Here is an 18216-nt window from a genome sequence, read left to right on the forward strand (position 1 = left end):
TATTTATTCTATAGCCTGACGCAAATCCTCAATTAAATCTTCCTTATCCTCTATACCCACACTAAGTCTAATTAAAGCATCTACCACTCCACTTTTTTCCCTTTCCTCCTTCGGAATGCTGGCATGGGTCATGCTGGCCGGATGCCCGGCCAAACTTTCCACCCCGCCCAAGGATTCCGCAAGGGTAAACAGCTCTAGTTTTTCAACAATTTTAATGGCATCTTGAAAATTGCCCCCTTTTGGAACAAAGGATATCATTCCCCCAAAATCCTTCATTTGGCTTTTTGCCACTTCATGATTGGGGTGATCAATAAACCCAGGCCAAAAGACTTTTTCAATTTTTGGATGATTTGCTAAATACTCCGCCACCGCTCTTCCGTTTTCGCAATGTCGCTGCATCCTTACGTGCAAGGTTTTTATTCCCCTAAGTACCAAAAAGCTGTCCATTGGCCCGCACACCGCACCGCTTGCATTCTGAATAAAATACAATTGTTCCGCAAGTTCCTTGTCTTTGACCACCAGAGCTCCCAGGACAACGTCGCTATGTCCCCCAAGATATTTTGTTGCCGAGTGCATTACAATGTCGGCCCCCAGATCCAAGGGCAGTTGCAGATAAGGCGTCGCAAAAGTATTGTCGACCGCCAGTAGAATTTTATGTTTTCTTGCCAATAGGGAAACCGACATAATATCAATAATATTCATCATTGGATTAGTGGGGGTCTCCACCCAAATAAGCTTGGTTTTAGCACTAATGTGTTTGGCTATCTCCTCCGTATCCTGCATCCCAACAAAATGGAAAACGATGCCAAACTTTTCAAATATTTTTTTAAAAATCCTATAGCTGCCCCCATAAAGGTCACTGGTGGAAATAACCTCATCCCCAGGGCTCAATAATTTAATAACCGCATCAATAGCCGCCAATCCACTGCCGAAAGCCAAACCATAATTCCCGTTTTCAATACTGGCCAAGGAATTCTCCAGTGCCGTCCTAGTTGGATTGGCACTTCTGGAGTATTCGTATCCCTTATGGCCGCCAGGTGTACTTTGGGCGTAGGTAGATGTCTGATAGATGGGGGGCATAACAGCACCATAGGCCTCATCGGGAGCCTGACCTCCATGAATTGTCCTGCTATTGAATTTTAATTGTCTTTTACCCATAACTAAATTTCTATACACAAATGTACCTTTATCTTTTTGGGAATACAATGATATTGTAGCTTTGTACCTTTCTAAAACAATCGCTTTAATGAAGATTAGATTCGCCTGTTTATTGCTCGTTTTATTTTTATGGAATTGTGAAAAGGATGATCGGCTCACTTTTGAACCCGTCGATTTTATAACTGAAAATTGTAACAGTTGTCCAAAGGTAACCATCCACATTCCGAGAGCTCTGGACGACAAGCCTATAAGCAACATTATAAACAGTTCGGTACAAGAAGAGGTAATATCCTTGCTTATTTATGATGATGAAATAGAAGCTACCAATATAGAGGAGGCTATCCAATCCTTTAAGAACGGATATTTGGAATTAAAAAAAATGTATCCCGATGAGCCGGTTGGCTGGGAAGCCGATATTGAAGGCAAAGTAACCTATGAGGATAAAAATATCCTGACCATTCAGGTCAATTCCTATTCCTTTACCGGTGGGGCACACGGTTTTTCCTCCACCCGATTTTTAAATTTTGATAAAGTAAAAGGCCTGGAAATGGAAACCATGGAATTATTTAAGGATCCCTTGGAATTTCAAAGTTTTGCCGAGGCCAAATTTAGGAAACAAGAAAAAATTCCAGATACAGGCTCAATAAACGCCACTGGGTTTATGTTTGAGGACGACATGTTTTACCTTCCGGAAAATATTGGGTTTACCCAAGAAGGCCTACAGTTGTTCTACGAACAATATGAAATTGCCTCCTATGCGGACGGCCCAATTATTTTAACCCTGAAATACCAAGAAATTGAGCCGTACATAAAATTTAAAAAGGAATTATAATAGCGGCCTTAAGATACAAGCTTCATCAAGGATAAAATAGCCCCAAGATGAAGTCCTTCGTGATACACATTGAAAATAATGGCATCATCCACTGAGCTTAAGGTAACATTGGCACTGGTGGTATATTCCGTATAACCCTTAAATAGTCCTTTCCCATAGTCTTCTTGCATCCATTCAACAGTGGCCAATAACAAATCTGAAACTTCATTAATCTCCTCCTCTGTAGCAGTACCATCCGGCAAAGTGCCCTTCTTAAATTTTTCCACCAAGGCATCATTCACCCTCATGGGTTGTCCACTGAATTTATAGACCAATAGTTGTTGGGTAACCACCACATGGGCAATATTCCACCAAATATTGTTGCGGAAGCCTTTGGGAATTTGAAGAAGAACCTCCTTTGGAGTCTCCTTTAAAAATTTATATAGCCTTTTTCTGTTTTGAAGTGTTACTTCAAATGCGTTTTCCAAAGTTGACATATTTTTTGGTTATAATTTTTTTACAATTGCCGCTAAAAATAGTACAATTCAATGTAATTGGGTTTCTTTGCAGGGCGAAAATATATGGAGGAACAGATTTACAGGATGAAACCGACATGATTAAAATAATCCTTTCCCATGGCATTCGATAGTTATTTTAATCATAAACGGTTACATGTGACCTCTAAATACTATAAAAAATACACATGAAAAAGATATTTCACCTGAGTACTTGTGATACCTGCCAAAGGATTTTAAAAGAGTTGGAACCACCCAGCAATTTTATACTTCAAGATATAAAAAACGAGACTATTACACAGGACCAACTGGAAAGCATGGCCCAATTGTCAGGGAGCTACGAAAGCTTGTTCAGTAAGCGGGCGCGACTTTATAAGGAGCGAAATTTAAAAGAACAAAAATTATCCGAAGAAGACTATAAAAACCTTATCCTTGAGCACTATACCTTTATAAAACGCCCGGTTGTCATTATTGACAACGATATTTTTGTGGGAAATAGCAAGGCTGTTGTGGCTGCAGCCAAAGCAAAAATTAATTCGTGAGTAGACGAACCCTTGCTATCTTGGCCGCCTTGGGGGCGACCACCATTTATGGTATTAACCATACCATCGCCAAGGGGGTGATGCCTACCTATGTAAAGCCATTTGGATTTATTTTCCTGCGACTTTTCGGAGCAACCCTGTTATTCTGGGGAATTTCTTTTTTCGGTCCAAAAGAAAAACTGGAACGGAGGGACTGGGGCAGATTACTCGTTTGTGCCTTTTTTGGAATGGGCATTAATATGCTTTCTTTCTTTAAGGGATTGGACCTTTCCACCCCAATCAATAGTGCTGTACTCATTACCATTACTCCAATACTTGTTGTGATATTATCTGCACTATTTATCAAGGAAAAAATTACCCTTCAGCGGGGCATTGGTGTTTTCTTGGGCTTAATAGGAGCCTTGGCATTAATTTTATTTGGTGCTGAAATTAGACAGGATGCCACTAATATACCTTTGGGCAACATGCTTTTTATTGTTAATGCCACTTCCTACGGGCTGTACCTTATTCTAGTAAAGAAATTACTGGAAAAATACCACCCGTTCACCCTTATGAAATGGATGTTTGGAATCGGATTTATCATTACACTTCCCATAACATACACAGAATTTAAGGAGATACAATGGAGCAATCTTCCTGTGGAGGCACTTGGTGCCATTGCTTTCGTAATCATTGGAACTACCTTTTTGACCTATTTGTTCAATGTATTTGCACTTACACAACTAAAGGCCTCAACAGTTGGTGTTTTTATGTACCTGCAACCCTTGATAGGAATTATATTTGCAATTGTGGCCGGCAAGGACCATCTTACTTTGGTTAAGTTTTTGGCAATAGTCTTGGTATTGATCGGTGTATATCTTGTAAGCAAAAAAGTTAGACCAGGTCCTTAGGACGCACCGAAAACTTACGGGTATCCTCTTTGGTAAGTACTTTAAATCCGTCTCCCTTTGGCACCTTGTTAAAAGCCCCAAGAAACTCATGACCCAAACCGGTAAGGGTTCTTGTTTTTAAATCTATCCAAGCGCCCATAATCTGACAATGGGCAAAGTTCTTTCCATGGCCATCGTAAAAATTATGATGAAATTCAAAGAACATACCGTCCTCACTAAGTCCCACCAACTCCAAGGAAACCTTTACCGGCTTTCCTAAAAATGCTTCCTTAAAATAATAGACATGCTCATGGAAAACCACGGGACCAATATTGTTCTGCGACATTGTCTTTTGGTTAAAGCCTATTTCCAACAAGAAAGACATCCTTGTATGGCTCATAAAATTTAAATAGGCCGAATTGGCCATATGGCGATTGGCATCTACATCGCTCCATCGAATTTCGAATTCTTTTAAATACATCCTTTTTATTTAGTACATTTGAATTATTATGCATGCATAATAATTCAAATGTACTGTTTTTTACAAAAATTTAAATATAATAGTCACTAACTTTTAGGTTATCCAAGTATATCCAATTCTTTAAAAACATAATCCAAATGAGCAAAAAAGCTGCTTTTATAAAAGAACTAGCGTTACCCGTGGTAGCAGCACCCATGTTTCTTATATCTGGCCCGCAATTGGTCATTGAATGCTGTAAAAATGGAATAGTCGGTACTTTTCCCGCTCTCAATCAGCGAAGTACGGAAGGTTTTGAGGATTGGTTGGTAGAAATTAAAACCGAATTAAAGAAATATGAAGAGGAAACTGGCAAGAAAGCCGCCCCCTATGGCGTGAATCTAATTGTACACCCTACAAATCCAAGATTGGAAGCGGATTTAAAAGTTTGTGTAAAACATAAAGTCCCTTTAATAATTACCTCGCTAGGAGCAGTGTCCCAGTTAGTCAACGCCATACATAGTTATGGCGGTCTGGTATTTCATGATATCATTAAAAAAAGACATGCCGAAAAAGCTGCCGAAGCTGGGGCAGACGGATTAATATTGGTTTCCGCTGGAGCTGGAGGCCATGCAGGCACCATAAACCCCATGTCCTTGGTTGCAGAAATAAAGAAATTTTACGACAAAACCATTTTACTATCTGGCTGTATCAGTACCGGAAGGGATATTGCCTCGGCCCTACAAATGGGAGCGGATTTGGCCTATATGGGCACTAGGTTTATAAACACCAAAGAAAGTAAGGCCTCGGAGGAATATAGACAAATGATCATAAACGCCGGGGCCAGTGATGTGGTCTATACTGCTGCAATATCAGGGGTACACGCCAACTTTTTGGGAGCCAGCTTAAAGGCTGCAGGAATTACGGAAGAAGATTTAAAAAAAGATAGAAAGATAGATTTTGGGAAAGAGCTGAATACCGAAGCCAAAGCCTGGAAAACAATTTGGTCTGCCGGACAGGGAGTCACCACTATTAACAACGTAGAATCCGTATCAGAACTGGTAGCCAATCTTAAATCCGAATTCAAATCGGCCATTGAAGACCAGATCAAGGTTTTGGAAATTTATCCAAAAGAATAAATTTCGCTTCTAAAAATATAGTACTCAGGATACTTCCTATAAAAGTAATTCGTAGATTAAACGTTGAATTGTGGCATAGACGATACTATACTTAAGTACAAAAACCATCAATTCTAATATTGATACAACTTCCCTACACCATTTAAACCCGATAAACAGGACCAAAACCCCACTGCCCTAAGTACAAATAGCGGACTTCACCCCCTGCGCAAAACATTAAGTTAATTTATGTTAAAAAATACCAATTCATCAATAAAATGTGATATACAATACACATTATAGAAATTTAACATTGAATTTTTATCAAAAAACTTTTCTTGTAAAAATATATCACTATATTCGTTAACGTTAACGAGCAAAAGTTAACGTTTAATGTTTAACTAACTTTTCAAAACTCAAATTATGAAAAAACAAATGAATGAAGCAATTCATGCGCGACGGGGTGTTCCTGTTTGGAAGAAAATCTTTCTGCAGCTATCCTTACTGGCGTTTTTAGGAGTGCACAGCACCTCTTATGCAATTACGGACCCAGACCTGTCCATTCAACAACAGGTTAGCGGTACCGTAACAGATGATGCAGGCATACCTCTGCCTGGTGCAAGTATTGTAGTTAAAGGAACAACTGTTGGTACAGTGGCCGATTTTGATGGTAAATATACCATTAATGTTGCCTCCAATGGCGTATTGGTATTTAGCTATGTAGGCTTTCAGCCCAAAGAAATTGCCGTTAACGGCAAAACCACCCTCAACGCATCCTTGGAAGTTGATTCCAGCTTATTGGATGAAGTGGTAGTGGTGGGATATGGTACCCAAAAGAAGGGCGAGGTTACAGCGGCAATTGCCTCTGTAGATGCCGAACAATTGGGTATTGTCCAAACCTCTAGTAGTATTGATGCCGTTAAAGGGCAAATTTCCGGGGTAGACATTCAGGCTTCTGGAGGAAGACCTGGACAAACCTCAACTGTGCGGATTAGGGGTAGAAGATCTATAACCGCCTCCAATGACCCGCTATACGTAGTGGATGGAATTCCATTAATTGACGGTTCGGAATCAATGTCCGATATTAACCCCCAAGATATTGCATCTATGCAAATTCTAAAGGATGCGGCCGCTACAGCTGTTTATGGATCTAGAGGGGCAAACGGAGTTATCCTAGTATCTACCAACCGTGGAAAAGTTGGTAAGACCCAAGTTCGTTACAGTAGCCAGATTGGACTTACCTCTGCTGCTCGATTGGTAGACATGATGAACGGACAAGAGTACGCGGAAATGAAAAGGGAAGCTAGACGTTCATCTTGGAACGGAACCATCCCTGCAGATGTTGACGTGTTTTTTGATCCAGTGGAATTAAAGTCCATTGAAGAAGGAAGATCAACTGATTGGATTGATTTGGTAGTAGGGAATGGATATCAGACCAATCACCAATTGGGTGTGAGCGGAGGATCAGAGAATACCACTTTCAATTCTTCAATTGGTTATTTTAAAGAACAAGGTATTATAAGTAACCAAGATTATGAGCGATTTTCCGGAAGGATCAACATCGATCACAGAATCAATGATATATTTAAAGTTGGGGCATCCTTTCTAATTTCGAATTCTATACAGAATTGGGGTTCCAACGCCACTATGGGTGAAGCCTTGGCCATAAATCCTCTGGGGGTTCCCTATGATGATGAGGGCAATCTATTATTCTTGCCCACCAATGATGGGATACGAACCAACCCTTTGAATGAACTGGTAGATGGTGCCTACATAGATGAAAGAAAGTTTACACGTATTTTTGCGCCTATCTTCTTGGATATAAATATTGCCGAGGGATTAAATTGGACCACCACCTTTGGTCCTGATATTCGTCTAGGAAGACGAGGACAATTTAGGGGTAGTTTAACCAATGACAACAGAGGTGGCCCAGGAGATGCTTCAATTACGCATTTTGATACTTTTGGATATACCTTGGAGAATTTATTGACTTTCGATAAGGCCATTACAGACAATCAAAATTTAAAAGTAACCTTGTTACAGAGTACGCAAAATTCGCGATCTGAATTTTCCATCGCATCCGTGACAGGCATACCCTATGAATCACAAGCTTTTTATAATTTAGGATCTGCAGATAACAGTATTGTAGATTCTTCCTTATCAGAATGGACGTTGAATTCATTTATGGGTAGAATAAATTACGATATTGCTGGCAAGTATCTGTTCCAGGCCTCTTTAAGGGCGGATGGCTCCTCAAGACTGGCGGAAGGTAACAAATGGAAATACTTCCCTGGCGTTTCCGCGGGTTGGAGAATATCACAAGAGGACTTTATGGCAGAATCGGCCATCTCCGAGTTAAAACTTAGAGCTTCTTATGGGGAAGTGGGTAACACTTCCGTTGCTCCCTATCAAACTGCCGGAAGGCTGCAAGGAACCGCCTATGCCTTTGGAGAGGAATCCGCCCTTGGTTTTGCACTTTCGGAAATACCCAATGCAGCTTTGGGCTGGGAAGTATCGAAAACCTTGGATATAGGTGTTGATTACGGCCTCTTTAATGGACGTATCAATGGTGCAATAGATTGGTTTAGAACAAACACAGTGGACATCCTGTTAGACAGAAGTCTGCCATTTACCTCAGGTTACAACAGTGTTTTACAGAACATTGGCGCCACACGTACCCAAGGTTTGGAATTTGCGGTAAGTGCCGGTATCTTGGACAATCCAAATGGATTCTCCTGGAAAATGGATTTTAACGTAGCCGGTTATAAAGAAGAAATTGTTGAATTGGCCTTAAAGGATGAAAATGGAAATCCGGTAGATGACATTGGGAACAATTGGTTTATAGGGCAACCGATCAGAGTTTGGTACGACTATGAGAAAATAGGCATTTATCAAGCGGACGAAGAGGCTTTGGCCAATTCCCAAGAGCAAAAAGTACCCGGGGAAATCCGACTTAATGATTTAGATGGCGATGGACTTATCACCCCTGATGATCGTAAAATTTTAGGCACAGATACCCCTGATTTTTACGGAGGTTTTAACAATAAGTTCTCTTATAAAGGGTTGGAACTAGGCGTTTTCTTCTATTTCCGTCAAGGTCAAACAATACGATCGGACTTTCATGCCAGCAACAATTCCTTGTTTGCCCGTTATAACAATTTGGATGTGGATTATTGGACAATAGACAATCCTACCAATGCCAATCCAAGACCCAACGAGAATCAGGAAAGCCCAAGAAACGGGTCTACCCTTAGGTATTTTGATTCTAGTTTTATCAAACTTCGTAACGTGTCATTAGGGTACAACCTCCCAAATTCAATTACGGAGAAACTAGGGATGCAAGAACTAAAATTAACACTTTCGGGCCAGAATCTCTTGATTATTACAGATTACGAAACCTTTGATCCAGAAGTTTCCGAAGATGCTGTTTCGGCAGGTAGCGGGATAGTACCTAGCAACAAAATGTATTCCTTATCCTTAAGCGCCAAGTTTTAATGTCTAGCATAAACACGGTTAAAAAAATATAAATTTAAAATATCATGAAAAGAAAAATATATTATATATGGTTTTTGGCCCTTGGGCTCTTGACCCATTCCTGCTCCGATTCACTCGATGAGGAATTGGTAACCGACGTCTCGGCAGCATCCTACTATACTACGGAAAAAGGACTCGAAGATGCCGTTAAAGCAACTTACTCCTTCTTAAAACCCTTTTATGGACAAGAGATGGGCTTTGCGATGACTACTTTTGGAACAGACATCTGGACAAACGGTGCAGATGGTGGCCATAAAGTTTTCAACTTTTACGATACTGGGCTTAACAGTGCCGAGAGTTATGTGCAGGAATCTTGGGCCACTTGGTACAGGGGAATAAATCAAGCCAATGGTGTTATCAATCGTTCTGCAGATGTAGACATGGATGAAACGCAGAAAAACCTGCGAATAGCGGAGGTCCGTTTTTTAAGGGCATTGTATTATTTTCAAGTAGTGACTACATTTGGTGATGCCCATCTTAGCTTGGAGGAAACAGAAGGCGTACAAGTCGAGGCCAATAAAACTGCCCAAGCAGAAATTTATAGCCAAGCCATTGTACCTGATCTGGAATTTGCCATTGGCAACCTTCCCAACTCACAGTCGGACTACGGACGAGCTACAAAGGCTGCCGCAGAATTCCTTTTAGGGAAAGCATTATTGACACGCAGCTACACCTCATTTGCAGATGGTAATGACGCATCTAGAGCGGAAACACTTTTCAGTAACGTCATCAACAATTATGGTTTTTCCCTATTGGACAACTATGCCGATCTATGGGATATTACAAATGAAGGAAATAGTGAAATGGTTTTTGTTATTCCTAATTCCAAGGCGCAGGTAGACAGCGATATTGACCCTTATGGTCATCGCGGGCACTTGTATTTCCTAATGGAATATGATGTTAGGCGTGGAATGACCAGAGATACTGAAAATGGCAGACCATGGAAAAGACACCGCCCTACGGATTTTATGCTTACCCTATGGGATAGAGACATAGATACGCGCTATGACGCTTCGTTTAAACATGTATGGTACGCCAATAAGAATGAACCGGCTGCCGAAGCCAGTGGAAGTGAACCAGCAAGGGCTGCCTTATCTATTGGTGATACGGCCATTTATATTCCAGGCCCTGGAAAGGACATGGATTGGCCACAAACGTTGCAAGACACTAAGCCATATATAGTTATTACCAACGACGAATATTCCGAAAGGTTATTTCCTTCCATGAACAAATGGATAGACCCGACCCGACCTGATCGTCAGAAAGTAAATGGGCAACGAGATTTTATCTTGATGAGATTGGGTGATGCCTATCTGCTGCGTGCAGAAGCAAGACTAAAACAAAGTGATCCTTCCGGTGCTGCACAAGATATTAATGTAGTAAGAATGCGGGCTGCCGTACCTGGACAAGAAGTGGCAAGTCAGATAACCGCAAGTGATGTAGACCTGGACTTTCTCTTGGACGAAAGAGCACGAGAGTTAACTGGCGAAGGCTGGAGATGGTGGGATCTGGCCCGTACCGGAAAATTAGTGGAACGCACTAGGATGCACAATCCAGGCGCTGCTCCCAACATACAGGATTATCATGTTGTAAGACCTATTCCACAGGAACAAATAGACAGGACCTTGGGAGGTTATCCACAAAATCCCGGATATCCACAATAATTATAAGTAGCCTTTGAGTTAGTACTGAAATAGGCCTCCAAATATTTGGAGGCCTATTATTTTTGTTGATATTTGAACAAAACTTAAAGTGTTGGGGTGAGATGGTTTCCTAATTCAACTCACTATTCTCCTGCACAATTATTTCTACAGGGACATCCATATTTAAATCTGTAGGGTCCTGTTCCGTAAGGAATTTAAACATTCCCTTAATAGCAGTATACCCTTGAACATCCGGCTTTTGATTGATCAAAAAATCAATCTCCTTCTTTCTGAGACATTCCAGATTATCCTGATGTAGGTCAAAGCCCACCACAGAAACATTGGAAACATTATAGGTCTTAAGAATATCCGGTATTAAATAAGATCTTGAATTGGTCACAAAAATGCCTTTGCGCCTCGGATCCTTGAACCAGTTCTCTATTTCAGGATTAATTTCGAAAGGGCGATCTATAGGATGATTTATGGTCATAATAGAAATTGGCTTTCCCTTGAAATTCGTTGCAAAGAATTCCCTAAAGCCATTTTCCCTTTGTTGATTATTGGCGTGCAATCCCCTATCCGTTACAATATTGATTACAAAATAGCGTCCCTCGGTCCCAACCAGCCCATGTAAAAGCCTAGCCCCCACCATTCCGGCTTTATGTGAGTTCTGCCGAATAAAGTAGGAAGGATAGTCCAGTTTTATCTCCGTGTCCATAAAGACTACAGGAATCTTTTCGGCCTTGGCCTTACTTAAAAGATTGTTGCATTCCACCATAAAAAATGGAACCGTCACCAGGGCGTCATATTTTTTATTTATAATGGCATCGCCCATTTTTATAAAGGAGAAAGGATCGGTAAAATAGTAATATGAAACAAGAATACCCATCTCACTTAATTCCTCCACTGCCTTTTCAATGCCTTTTTTAGGAAGTTCCCAATAACTCCAATTACTGGAGACCTCTGGTATAAGCACCGCAATTTTTAGTTTCTTACGGCCTGCCAAATTAAGGCGACTGGCCACCGTATTCTTTTTATAACCGGTTTCCTTTATAATGGCCTTTATTTTTTCGCGTGTTGCCTTGGATACCCCGGGCCTATCATGTAACACCCTATCTACAGTACCAATGGAGACATTGGCCAGCTTGGCAATTTGTTTAATTCCTATTAGATCGTCCATAAAAGGGGGTATCTTTAATTTACAATGGTATCATTGCAAAAAATAAGGGCTAAATTACAATTTGTATTTATTCACAGCCTGCCTAAAACTATTTTTTTAAAGTGTATTTCCATTTCTCTTCCTGGGTGCAATTGCAACCCAACCGGACCTTGCAGATTGGCGTTATCCATTGTATAATTCATAACTTCCTCTCCATTTAACCAAACGGTGTACTTATTGTTCATTGCACGTGCCTTGATCGTATTCCAGCCCTTTAAACGGAGCAACTTATTTACATTCTTAGCCTCCACTGGATAACTGGCACCTGGTACATATGGCGACCCGGTCATATCCCTTTTTAGGGAGCCAGATATGCCAATTTGTATCTGAGGGTTATTTTTATCCTCGCCCCGCATAAATATGCCGGAATCAATGTTCCCACTTATCATTTTAAAATCCAATTGTACTACAAAGTCATTATAACTCTCCTTGGTCCAAAGTATGGAACCCTTTTTTCCCGGATTATTCTTGGCTATTATCTTTCCGTTCTTGACGGTCCATTCCCCTCCATCCGGAATTTTCCAAGATTCCAATGCCTTGCCGTTGAACAAGCTATACATGGTTGTCCCTTCAGAATTCTGGGCCATTCCAATGTTGCCAAAAGTCAGAAAAAGCAATAAAATTACAATATATTTCATAGTAGAATTATTAGATTTTGCTAAAATCAGAAAAATATCCGTTCAGTGAATCTTCTGTCAATTGCTCCCCGTTGTGCACCAAAATGGTGTATCTAAAAGTAACGGATTCCCCTTTGGCCAAGGTGAAATTCAATTTTTCCTTACCTTCCGAAAACACCTCTTGTCCCAAGGGATTGGCCGCAAAAAGTCCGTATCCTCGAGCATGCCAATAGGTAGGATACCCCACATTACCGGGATGATCCATTATGGTTACCGAAACAGGCTCATCCGCAATCTTTCCGTATAAAGTAGTCCATTTGGCCCTAGTTCCCCAGGCCTCTTCTCCCGTCTTTCCTTCGCTGGTTAAATAATTGCCATTAACACCTTCGTTGTTCAAAACCTTTACTTCTGTCGGTATCCCGTTGGCATCCATAAATATATCGGGTCGATCGGAAGGAAGCTCTAGCCCTCTGGTCACCCTGATGGCAATCATTCCCTCTTTATTGTCCTTAAAGGATACATCTTCCAAGGCTTTCAGGGTAGTGGTCCTAATAATCTTCCTGGTATCCCCGTTTTGACTAAAGGCAAATTCCGTTGTTTCTTCCAATAGATTTTTATTATCGGAAGTATCCCAGCTAGCCTTGGTGACTAGGATACCCTTTTCTGCATCGGTTTCCACGATCTGCCGATGGTTGATGGTTCCATATTTATGTTTATCCTCTTCTTTTATGGCATAGGAATTGTTCCAAAAATCCAATCCGTTTACATCTCCGTAATTAAACCATATCCCCACATGGTGCGGATGGTCCACCCTTTCCCCCTCTACAGGCTCTATCGGGAATCCCCTGGTTATTTTTTTACCGCTTTTGGTAATTACCGGATACAGAACGGGTTTAGGAGTTTTTCCATCGTATATGTAGCTTGTAAATAAATTTCCATCTATTAGTACGTTTACCTTTTGGTTGTTTTCATCTGTAGTAAAGGTGACTTGATCCATCTTTGGTGAAGATTCCTCAACATTCCCCTTTTCTACCTTATCCTTACAGGAAGAAATTACCATTAAAATGAGAATACAACCTATATTGATTTTATTCATGCTATTGATGTTTTAAGATTAATATTTGAAGACATTATCACCGGCCAAAACATCCTGAGCCTTCTCATCGAAAGTGGATTTTAATCCCGTCCTAAGGGCTGCGGTAGTCATTATGTTGGCAATGGAATGATTGTAGGCAGCATCTATTGGACCATTTGTTTCCTTTCTGCTCCTTACACATTCCATCCAATTCAACATGTGCAAAGAGGTCATATTATCTGCACCAGTATCTGCAGAGGTGACCACTTGTACAGCACTATCCGATAGATCAAATTCTGGTAATTTATTCTCTTGCATTCCCATTTTATTGGCATGGGAAGCATTTAATCCACCATTGGGACTCACCTTATTGGTATCCAAGTTCAATTCTCCCCCATTGGAATAATATATTTCCTTGGTACCTCCTGCGGAATTGGTAAACCTGGAAGAATATACCACTTGGAAACCTTTGGAAAGGTCATCCAATGGGCCATAATCGAATACCGCCGTCATGGTATCGTAATTTTTTCTTCCGTCTTTCCATAGATAGATTCCTCCATTCGCAGCAACACTACGCGGATGGTTTAATCCCGTAAACCAGTGAACAGTATCGATCTGGTGGGACATCCATTGTCCTGGAATTCCTGAAGAAAAAGGCCAAAACAATCTATACTCCAAATATTTTCTAGGATCCCAGGCCTCATAAGGTCTGTTCATTAAATAACGCTTCCAATCCGTATCCGATTCCTTGATTTGACTGGTCAATTCAGGCAATCGCCATCTGTCAGGCTGATTTACGTTCCAACTCATTTCAACCATCACAATATCACCAAATTTACCCGATTTAATATAGTCGTTGGCCGCGTGGTAATTTTTCCCGCTTCGCCTTTGTGAACCAATTTGAAATACGATTCCCGAATCTTGGACTGCCTTTTTACCTACCCTGGCATCATCCATAGTTTCGGCAAAGGGTTTTTCTACATAAACATCCTTTTTTGCATTGGCAGCTTGCACGGTGTGCAAGGCGTGTTGGAAATCTGGAGTGGAGATTATGACGGCATCAATTTTATTTTCGTCATACATTTCGTCATGGTTTCTCCAAATCCTCATCTTTTCCCCGGTCTTTTCCTTTAGGAAAGCAGCTCCTTCATCCCTTCTGCGGTTCCAAATATCGGAAACGCCAACAATTTCAAAGTTCTGTTTTTTGTGATGGCCCAGGAATGCTGGTATCAATGCCCCTTTGGCCCTATTGGAAAACCCTGCAATTCCTACCCTTACCCTATCATTGGCGCCAATGATCTTACTGTAACTTTTGGCACTCATTGAATTAACCCCTAAGGCTATGCCTCCTGAGGCCAAAGCCGTTTTCTTAATAAAATTTCTACGTCCCTCACTCATAATTCTAATATTTTCAATTGAACCTAATTTAAAACTCACGTACTTTTATACTTCTAAAAGAAACATTGTCCCCATGATCCTGTAACAGGATCAAACCTTCTGGGATAACCCCAAAATTTTCCCATTTCTCGTATTTACTTTTTTCCACCAATGCCTTAAACATTTGACTAAACCTGTCAAATTCCACAACCTTCACATTATTTAGCCAATGCTCAACATGGCCGTCCTTAACAACAATTCGCGCATTGTTCCATTTATCTACCCCATTAAAGTTCTTGCCCCTAGAGTTTTCCAAGTTTTCTGCACGGATAAGATCATATAAGGATCCCACGGTCCTATTACCATTTTTTCCCATTTTTGCATCAGGATGCTCCTTATCGTCCAATACTTGAAATTCCAGACCAATGGCCGAACCTTCGCCCTTATTAAGCTCAGGATCTACAAAATATTTAATTCCGCTGTTGGCACCTTTGGTCAATTTAAAATCCACACTTAACTCAAAATTGATAAAAGCCGCCGTTGTTACAATATCCCCTCCATTACGCGACTCTGCACCTCCAGATGAAAGAACACTTAAAGTACCGTCTTCCATTACCCAACCTTTCTCTGGAAATGAATTCAGTTTGGCACCTCGCCATCCTTCCGAAGTTTTTCCATCCCATAACAATCGCCATCCCTTTCTAACTTCATTTGGGGTTAGCTCATTTTGCAAATAGCTTATTTCCGGGGCATATAGGGCCACATTATTACGCTCCTCTTCCAGATCGGAAGTTTTGATCCTAATATTCTTCCATTTCACTATTTTGCCTTCCAAACTGGCATTATGAATGGAATGTACCTGAAAAGCAATGAATCCACTTGCGGTAACATCATCTACAAGATTTGCACACTGTATTCCGTTTATCCAAGTCCTTATATTGTTACCGATGGCTTCAATTCTATAATGATTCCATTCCCCAGGTTTAAAAGCATTTTGCCCCTTAACGTTCCTGGATAATGGATATAACCACCCGCGTCTTGCCTCGTCATAAATTCCCCCAGCCCATTTTCTATCGCTGGTTTCAATTTCACATTGGTATCCATGTACCCTCCCATCCATATATTCGGGAAGGCTCAAACTTCTAAATTGAACTCCGGAATTGAGTCCGTTTTCCACAAACACATCAAACTCCAAAACAAAATCACCATAGGCCTTTTTGGTGGCCATAAAACTATTGGGGGTATTCAACCTGGAGGTCCCAATCATTTCCCCATTTTCAATTTTATACTTTGCGTTCCCGTTCAATTGTTCAAAATTGGAGAAATCCTTCCCATTAAAAAGTGTTTCCCACCCATCTTGGGCAAAAGCATTGAAAAAAGCAAAGTGAAGCATTGCTACCAAGACTATCTTGGTCAGTTTCCTATTAGCCATAACATTTAAGTATTATTTTCGTTAACGTTAACGAAAATATAAAAATATGTTGAAACAACAATATTATAATTCACAAATTCATACATATAATTTATAATAAGAATGAATTTGGTAAAATAACCATCCAATTAATTTCATATTCCAAAAATATAGGCCCCTAAAATGACAACCCTGTTTATACAGTCAACCGATCTTTGATAAATTATGGGATTAACTTATCTTGTCAACCAATCCATAAAATAACACCCCAAATTCATTCAGAATTCCATTAATGCCAATAATCACATCTACATACAACCCTCCATTGCTTTTTAAAAGTGGCCATTTCTCCACAATCTATTCCGGATTGATCAGAAAGGTCAATGGACTGGCCCAAATAAGGGAACGCTTAGAGCTGAGCGATGGGGATTTTTTGGATTTGGATTGGAGCTACGCCCAAAGGCCCTCAAAAGGAGTGGTAATACTTCTGCACGGTCTGGAAGGCAATGCACAAAGACACTATATTACCGGTAGCGCTAAACAGTTCAATGCTATTGGCATAGATGCCTGTGCCGTTAACTATAGAGGTTGCAGTGGTGAAACCAATAGGCTTTTCCAATCTTATCATTCCGGTGCCACGGAAGATTTGGAAGCCGTAATAAACCACATACTTAAAGAAAAAAAATACGCTAATATTTACTTAAAGGGGTTTAGCCTAGGTGGTAATCTAACCCTAAAGTATTTGGGGGAAGGAAGGTCCGTACCTAAAGAAATAAAAGGGGCGGTCGCAATCTCTGTTCCCTGCAACCTGCATAGTTCATTATTGGAGCTATTGAAACCAAAAAACGTAGTGTATGCCAAACGTTTTAAGAAACATCTTATAGAAAAACTGCGTGCAAAACAGCTGCTTTTTCCAGATAAAATAAGCGATCCGGATATCGCCAATATAAACAACCTAAAGGATTTTGACGACGTCTATACCAGTCGGGCACATGGATTTAAGGATGCCATTGATTATTATCAAAAATCCAGTTCACTTCAATTTATACATGCCATTAGAATCCCCACACTTATTATAAATGCACAAAATGATTCCTTTTTAGGGGACCAATGTTATCCTTACAAGGAAGCTGAACAAAATAATAGTGTACATTTTGAACTCCCCCAATACGGAGGCCATGTTGGCTTTTATGGCGAAAAAAATATCACCTATACTGAAAAAAGGGCATTAAAATTCGTTGAAGAATTATAATAAAATAATCTATTTATTATCTTCGTGAAATAATATACCTAAACGATGAGAAAATTATTTATCCCTTTGGCCTTAGCTGGATTAATCCTTAGCTGTGGCGAAAAAAAAGAAGAAAAGAAGGAAGGTTTTGAAATGAACCGTACCAAAAAAGAAGTCAAAGCGGAACCTGTAAGTGAGGGAGTACCTGTAGACATGAACAACAAAGGTGTTGGACCTATTAAATCTGTAACATTCGCAGATGAAATAGATGCCGAGCTGGCAGCCAAAGGACAAAAAACATTTAGTACCATTTGTGTAGCCTGCCATATGGCCGAGCAGCGGTTGATTGGACCTGCACTTAAAGGTGTTTTTGAAAGGAGAAGCCCAGAATGGGTTATGAACATGATCTTGAATCCAGATGGTATGCTTAAGGAAGACCCAATAGCCAAGGCCTTACTGAAGGAGTATAACAATGCCGTTATGTTAAACCAGAATCTTTCCGAAGATGATGCCCGTGCGGTAGCAGAGTATTTAAGGACTCTATAGTACAAGATTCATAAAAAACAAAAAGCGCTTGCATCAATAATTAAGTTGTTGCAAACGCTTTTTTTATATAGAATTATTATTCTGTAATAAATA

At 40.4% G+C, this 18216-nt stretch carries 16 protein-coding genes; 8 read left to right on the plus strand and 8 right to left on the minus strand.

The features are described from left to right. Nucleotides 1–3 precede the first annotated feature (3 nt). Complete coding sequence (locus U735_RS0121090; protein WP_031445720.1) at nt 4–1158, minus strand: cystathionine gamma-synthase; 1155 nt, start codon at nt 1156–1158, stop codon at nt 4–6. An 88-nt stretch (nt 1159–1246) separates the two neighbouring features. Between U735_RS0121090 and U735_RS0121095 the strand changes: the two genes are divergently transcribed. Continuing rightward, the gene (locus U735_RS0121095; RefSeq protein WP_031445721.1) at nt 1247–1990 is read left to right on the plus strand and encodes a DUF3298 and DUF4163 domain-containing protein; all 744 of its coding nucleotides are present in this window, start codon (nt 1247–1249) and stop codon (nt 1988–1990) included. Between the two features lie 8 nt (nt 1991–1998). Here U735_RS0121095 and U735_RS0121100 read toward each other — a convergent pair whose 3' ends face one another. Then, on the minus strand, nt 1999–2466 hold the full coding sequence (locus tag U735_RS0121100; protein WP_227021015.1) for a DinB family protein: 468 nt from the start codon (nt 2464–2466) through the stop codon (nt 1999–2001). Nucleotides 2467–2672: 206 nt separating this feature from the next. Between U735_RS0121100 and U735_RS0121110 the strand changes: the two genes are divergently transcribed. Both U735_RS0121110 and U735_RS0121115 read left to right on the plus strand, forming a co-directional pair. Continuing rightward, nucleotides 2673–3026, plus strand: a complete 354-nt coding sequence (locus U735_RS0121110) for an arsenate reductase family protein (RefSeq protein WP_031445723.1) — start codon at nt 2673–2675, stop codon at nt 3024–3026. Then, on the plus strand, nt 3023–3916 hold the full coding sequence (locus U735_RS0121115; protein ID WP_031445724.1) for a DMT family transporter: 894 nt from the start codon (nt 3023–3025) through the stop codon (nt 3914–3916). Before U735_RS0121110 ends, U735_RS0121115 begins: the two co-directional genes overlap by 4 nt. Here the strand turns inward: U735_RS0121115 and U735_RS0121120 are convergent. Then, nucleotides 3900–4376 (minus strand): acyl-CoA thioesterase, encoded by a 477-nt coding sequence (locus tag U735_RS0121120; protein WP_031445725.1) that lies wholly within the window; start codon nt 4374–4376, stop codon nt 3900–3902. The genes U735_RS0121115 and U735_RS0121120 overlap by 17 nt on opposite strands. Nucleotides 4377–4513: 137 nt before the next feature. Between U735_RS0121120 and U735_RS0121125 the strand changes: the two genes are divergently transcribed. From U735_RS0121125 to U735_RS0121135, 3 genes are all read left to right on the plus strand, one after another. Further along, nucleotides 4514–5491, plus strand: coding sequence for an NAD(P)H-dependent flavin oxidoreductase (locus tag U735_RS0121125; protein WP_031445726.1), 978 nt, complete (start codon nt 4514–4516; stop codon nt 5489–5491). 402 nt (nt 5492–5893) lie between these two features. Beyond that, complete coding sequence (locus U735_RS0121130; RefSeq protein WP_051892274.1) at nt 5894–8965, plus strand: SusC/RagA family TonB-linked outer membrane protein; 3072 nt, start codon at nt 5894–5896, stop codon at nt 8963–8965. Between the two features lie 44 nt (nt 8966–9009). After that, entirely contained in the window at nt 9010–10668 is a 1659-nt protein-coding gene (locus U735_RS0121135; RefSeq protein ID WP_031445728.1) for a RagB/SusD family nutrient uptake outer membrane protein, read from the plus strand. A gap of 109 nt (nt 10669–10777) precedes the next feature. Here the strand turns inward: U735_RS0121135 and U735_RS0121140 are convergent, their stop codons facing one another. From U735_RS0121140 to U735_RS0121160, 5 genes are all read right to left on the minus strand, one after another. Then, nucleotides 10778–11827: a LacI family DNA-binding transcriptional regulator gene (locus tag U735_RS0121140; protein ID WP_031445729.1), complete on the minus strand. Its 1050-nt coding sequence runs from the start codon at nt 11825–11827 to the stop codon at nt 10778–10780. Nucleotides 11828–11898: 71 nt separating this feature from the next. Beyond that, entirely contained in the window at nt 11899–12504 is a 606-nt protein-coding gene (locus U735_RS0121145) for a 3-keto-disaccharide hydrolase (RefSeq protein WP_034248658.1), read from the minus strand. Nucleotides 12505–12514: 10 nt separating this feature from the next. Further along, nucleotides 12515–13579: a DUF6807 domain-containing protein gene (locus U735_RS0121150; protein WP_034248660.1), complete on the minus strand. Its 1065-nt coding sequence runs from the start codon at nt 13577–13579 to the stop codon at nt 12515–12517. 18 nt (nt 13580–13597) lie between these two features. Beyond that, nucleotides 13598–14956, minus strand: coding sequence for a Gfo/Idh/MocA family protein (locus U735_RS0121155; protein ID WP_031445732.1), 1359 nt, complete (start codon nt 14954–14956; stop codon nt 13598–13600). Nucleotides 14957–14984: 28 nt separating this feature from the next. Next, nucleotides 14985–16367: a 3-keto-disaccharide hydrolase gene (locus U735_RS0121160; protein WP_031445733.1), complete on the minus strand. Its 1383-nt coding sequence runs from the start codon at nt 16365–16367 to the stop codon at nt 14985–14987. Nucleotides 16368–16638: 271 nt separating this feature from the next. On the opposite strand from U735_RS0121160, the gene U735_RS0121165 reads away from it, so the two are divergent. Both U735_RS0121165 and U735_RS0121170 read left to right on the plus strand, forming a co-directional pair. Further along, on the plus strand, nt 16639–17598 hold the full coding sequence (locus tag U735_RS0121165; RefSeq protein ID WP_031445734.1) for a YheT family hydrolase: 960 nt from the start codon (nt 16639–16641) through the stop codon (nt 17596–17598). Nucleotides 17599–17643: 45 nt separating this feature from the next. Then, a complete protein-coding gene (locus tag U735_RS0121170; RefSeq protein WP_031445735.1) occupies nt 17644–18123 on the plus strand; it encodes a c-type cytochrome in 480 nt (159 codons plus the stop codon). Nucleotides 18124–18216 lie beyond the last annotated feature (93 nt).

This window comes from Arenibacter algicola (assembly GCF_000733925.1).
GTDB lineage: Bacteria > Bacteroidota > Bacteroidia > Flavobacteriales > Flavobacteriaceae > Arenibacter > Arenibacter algicola.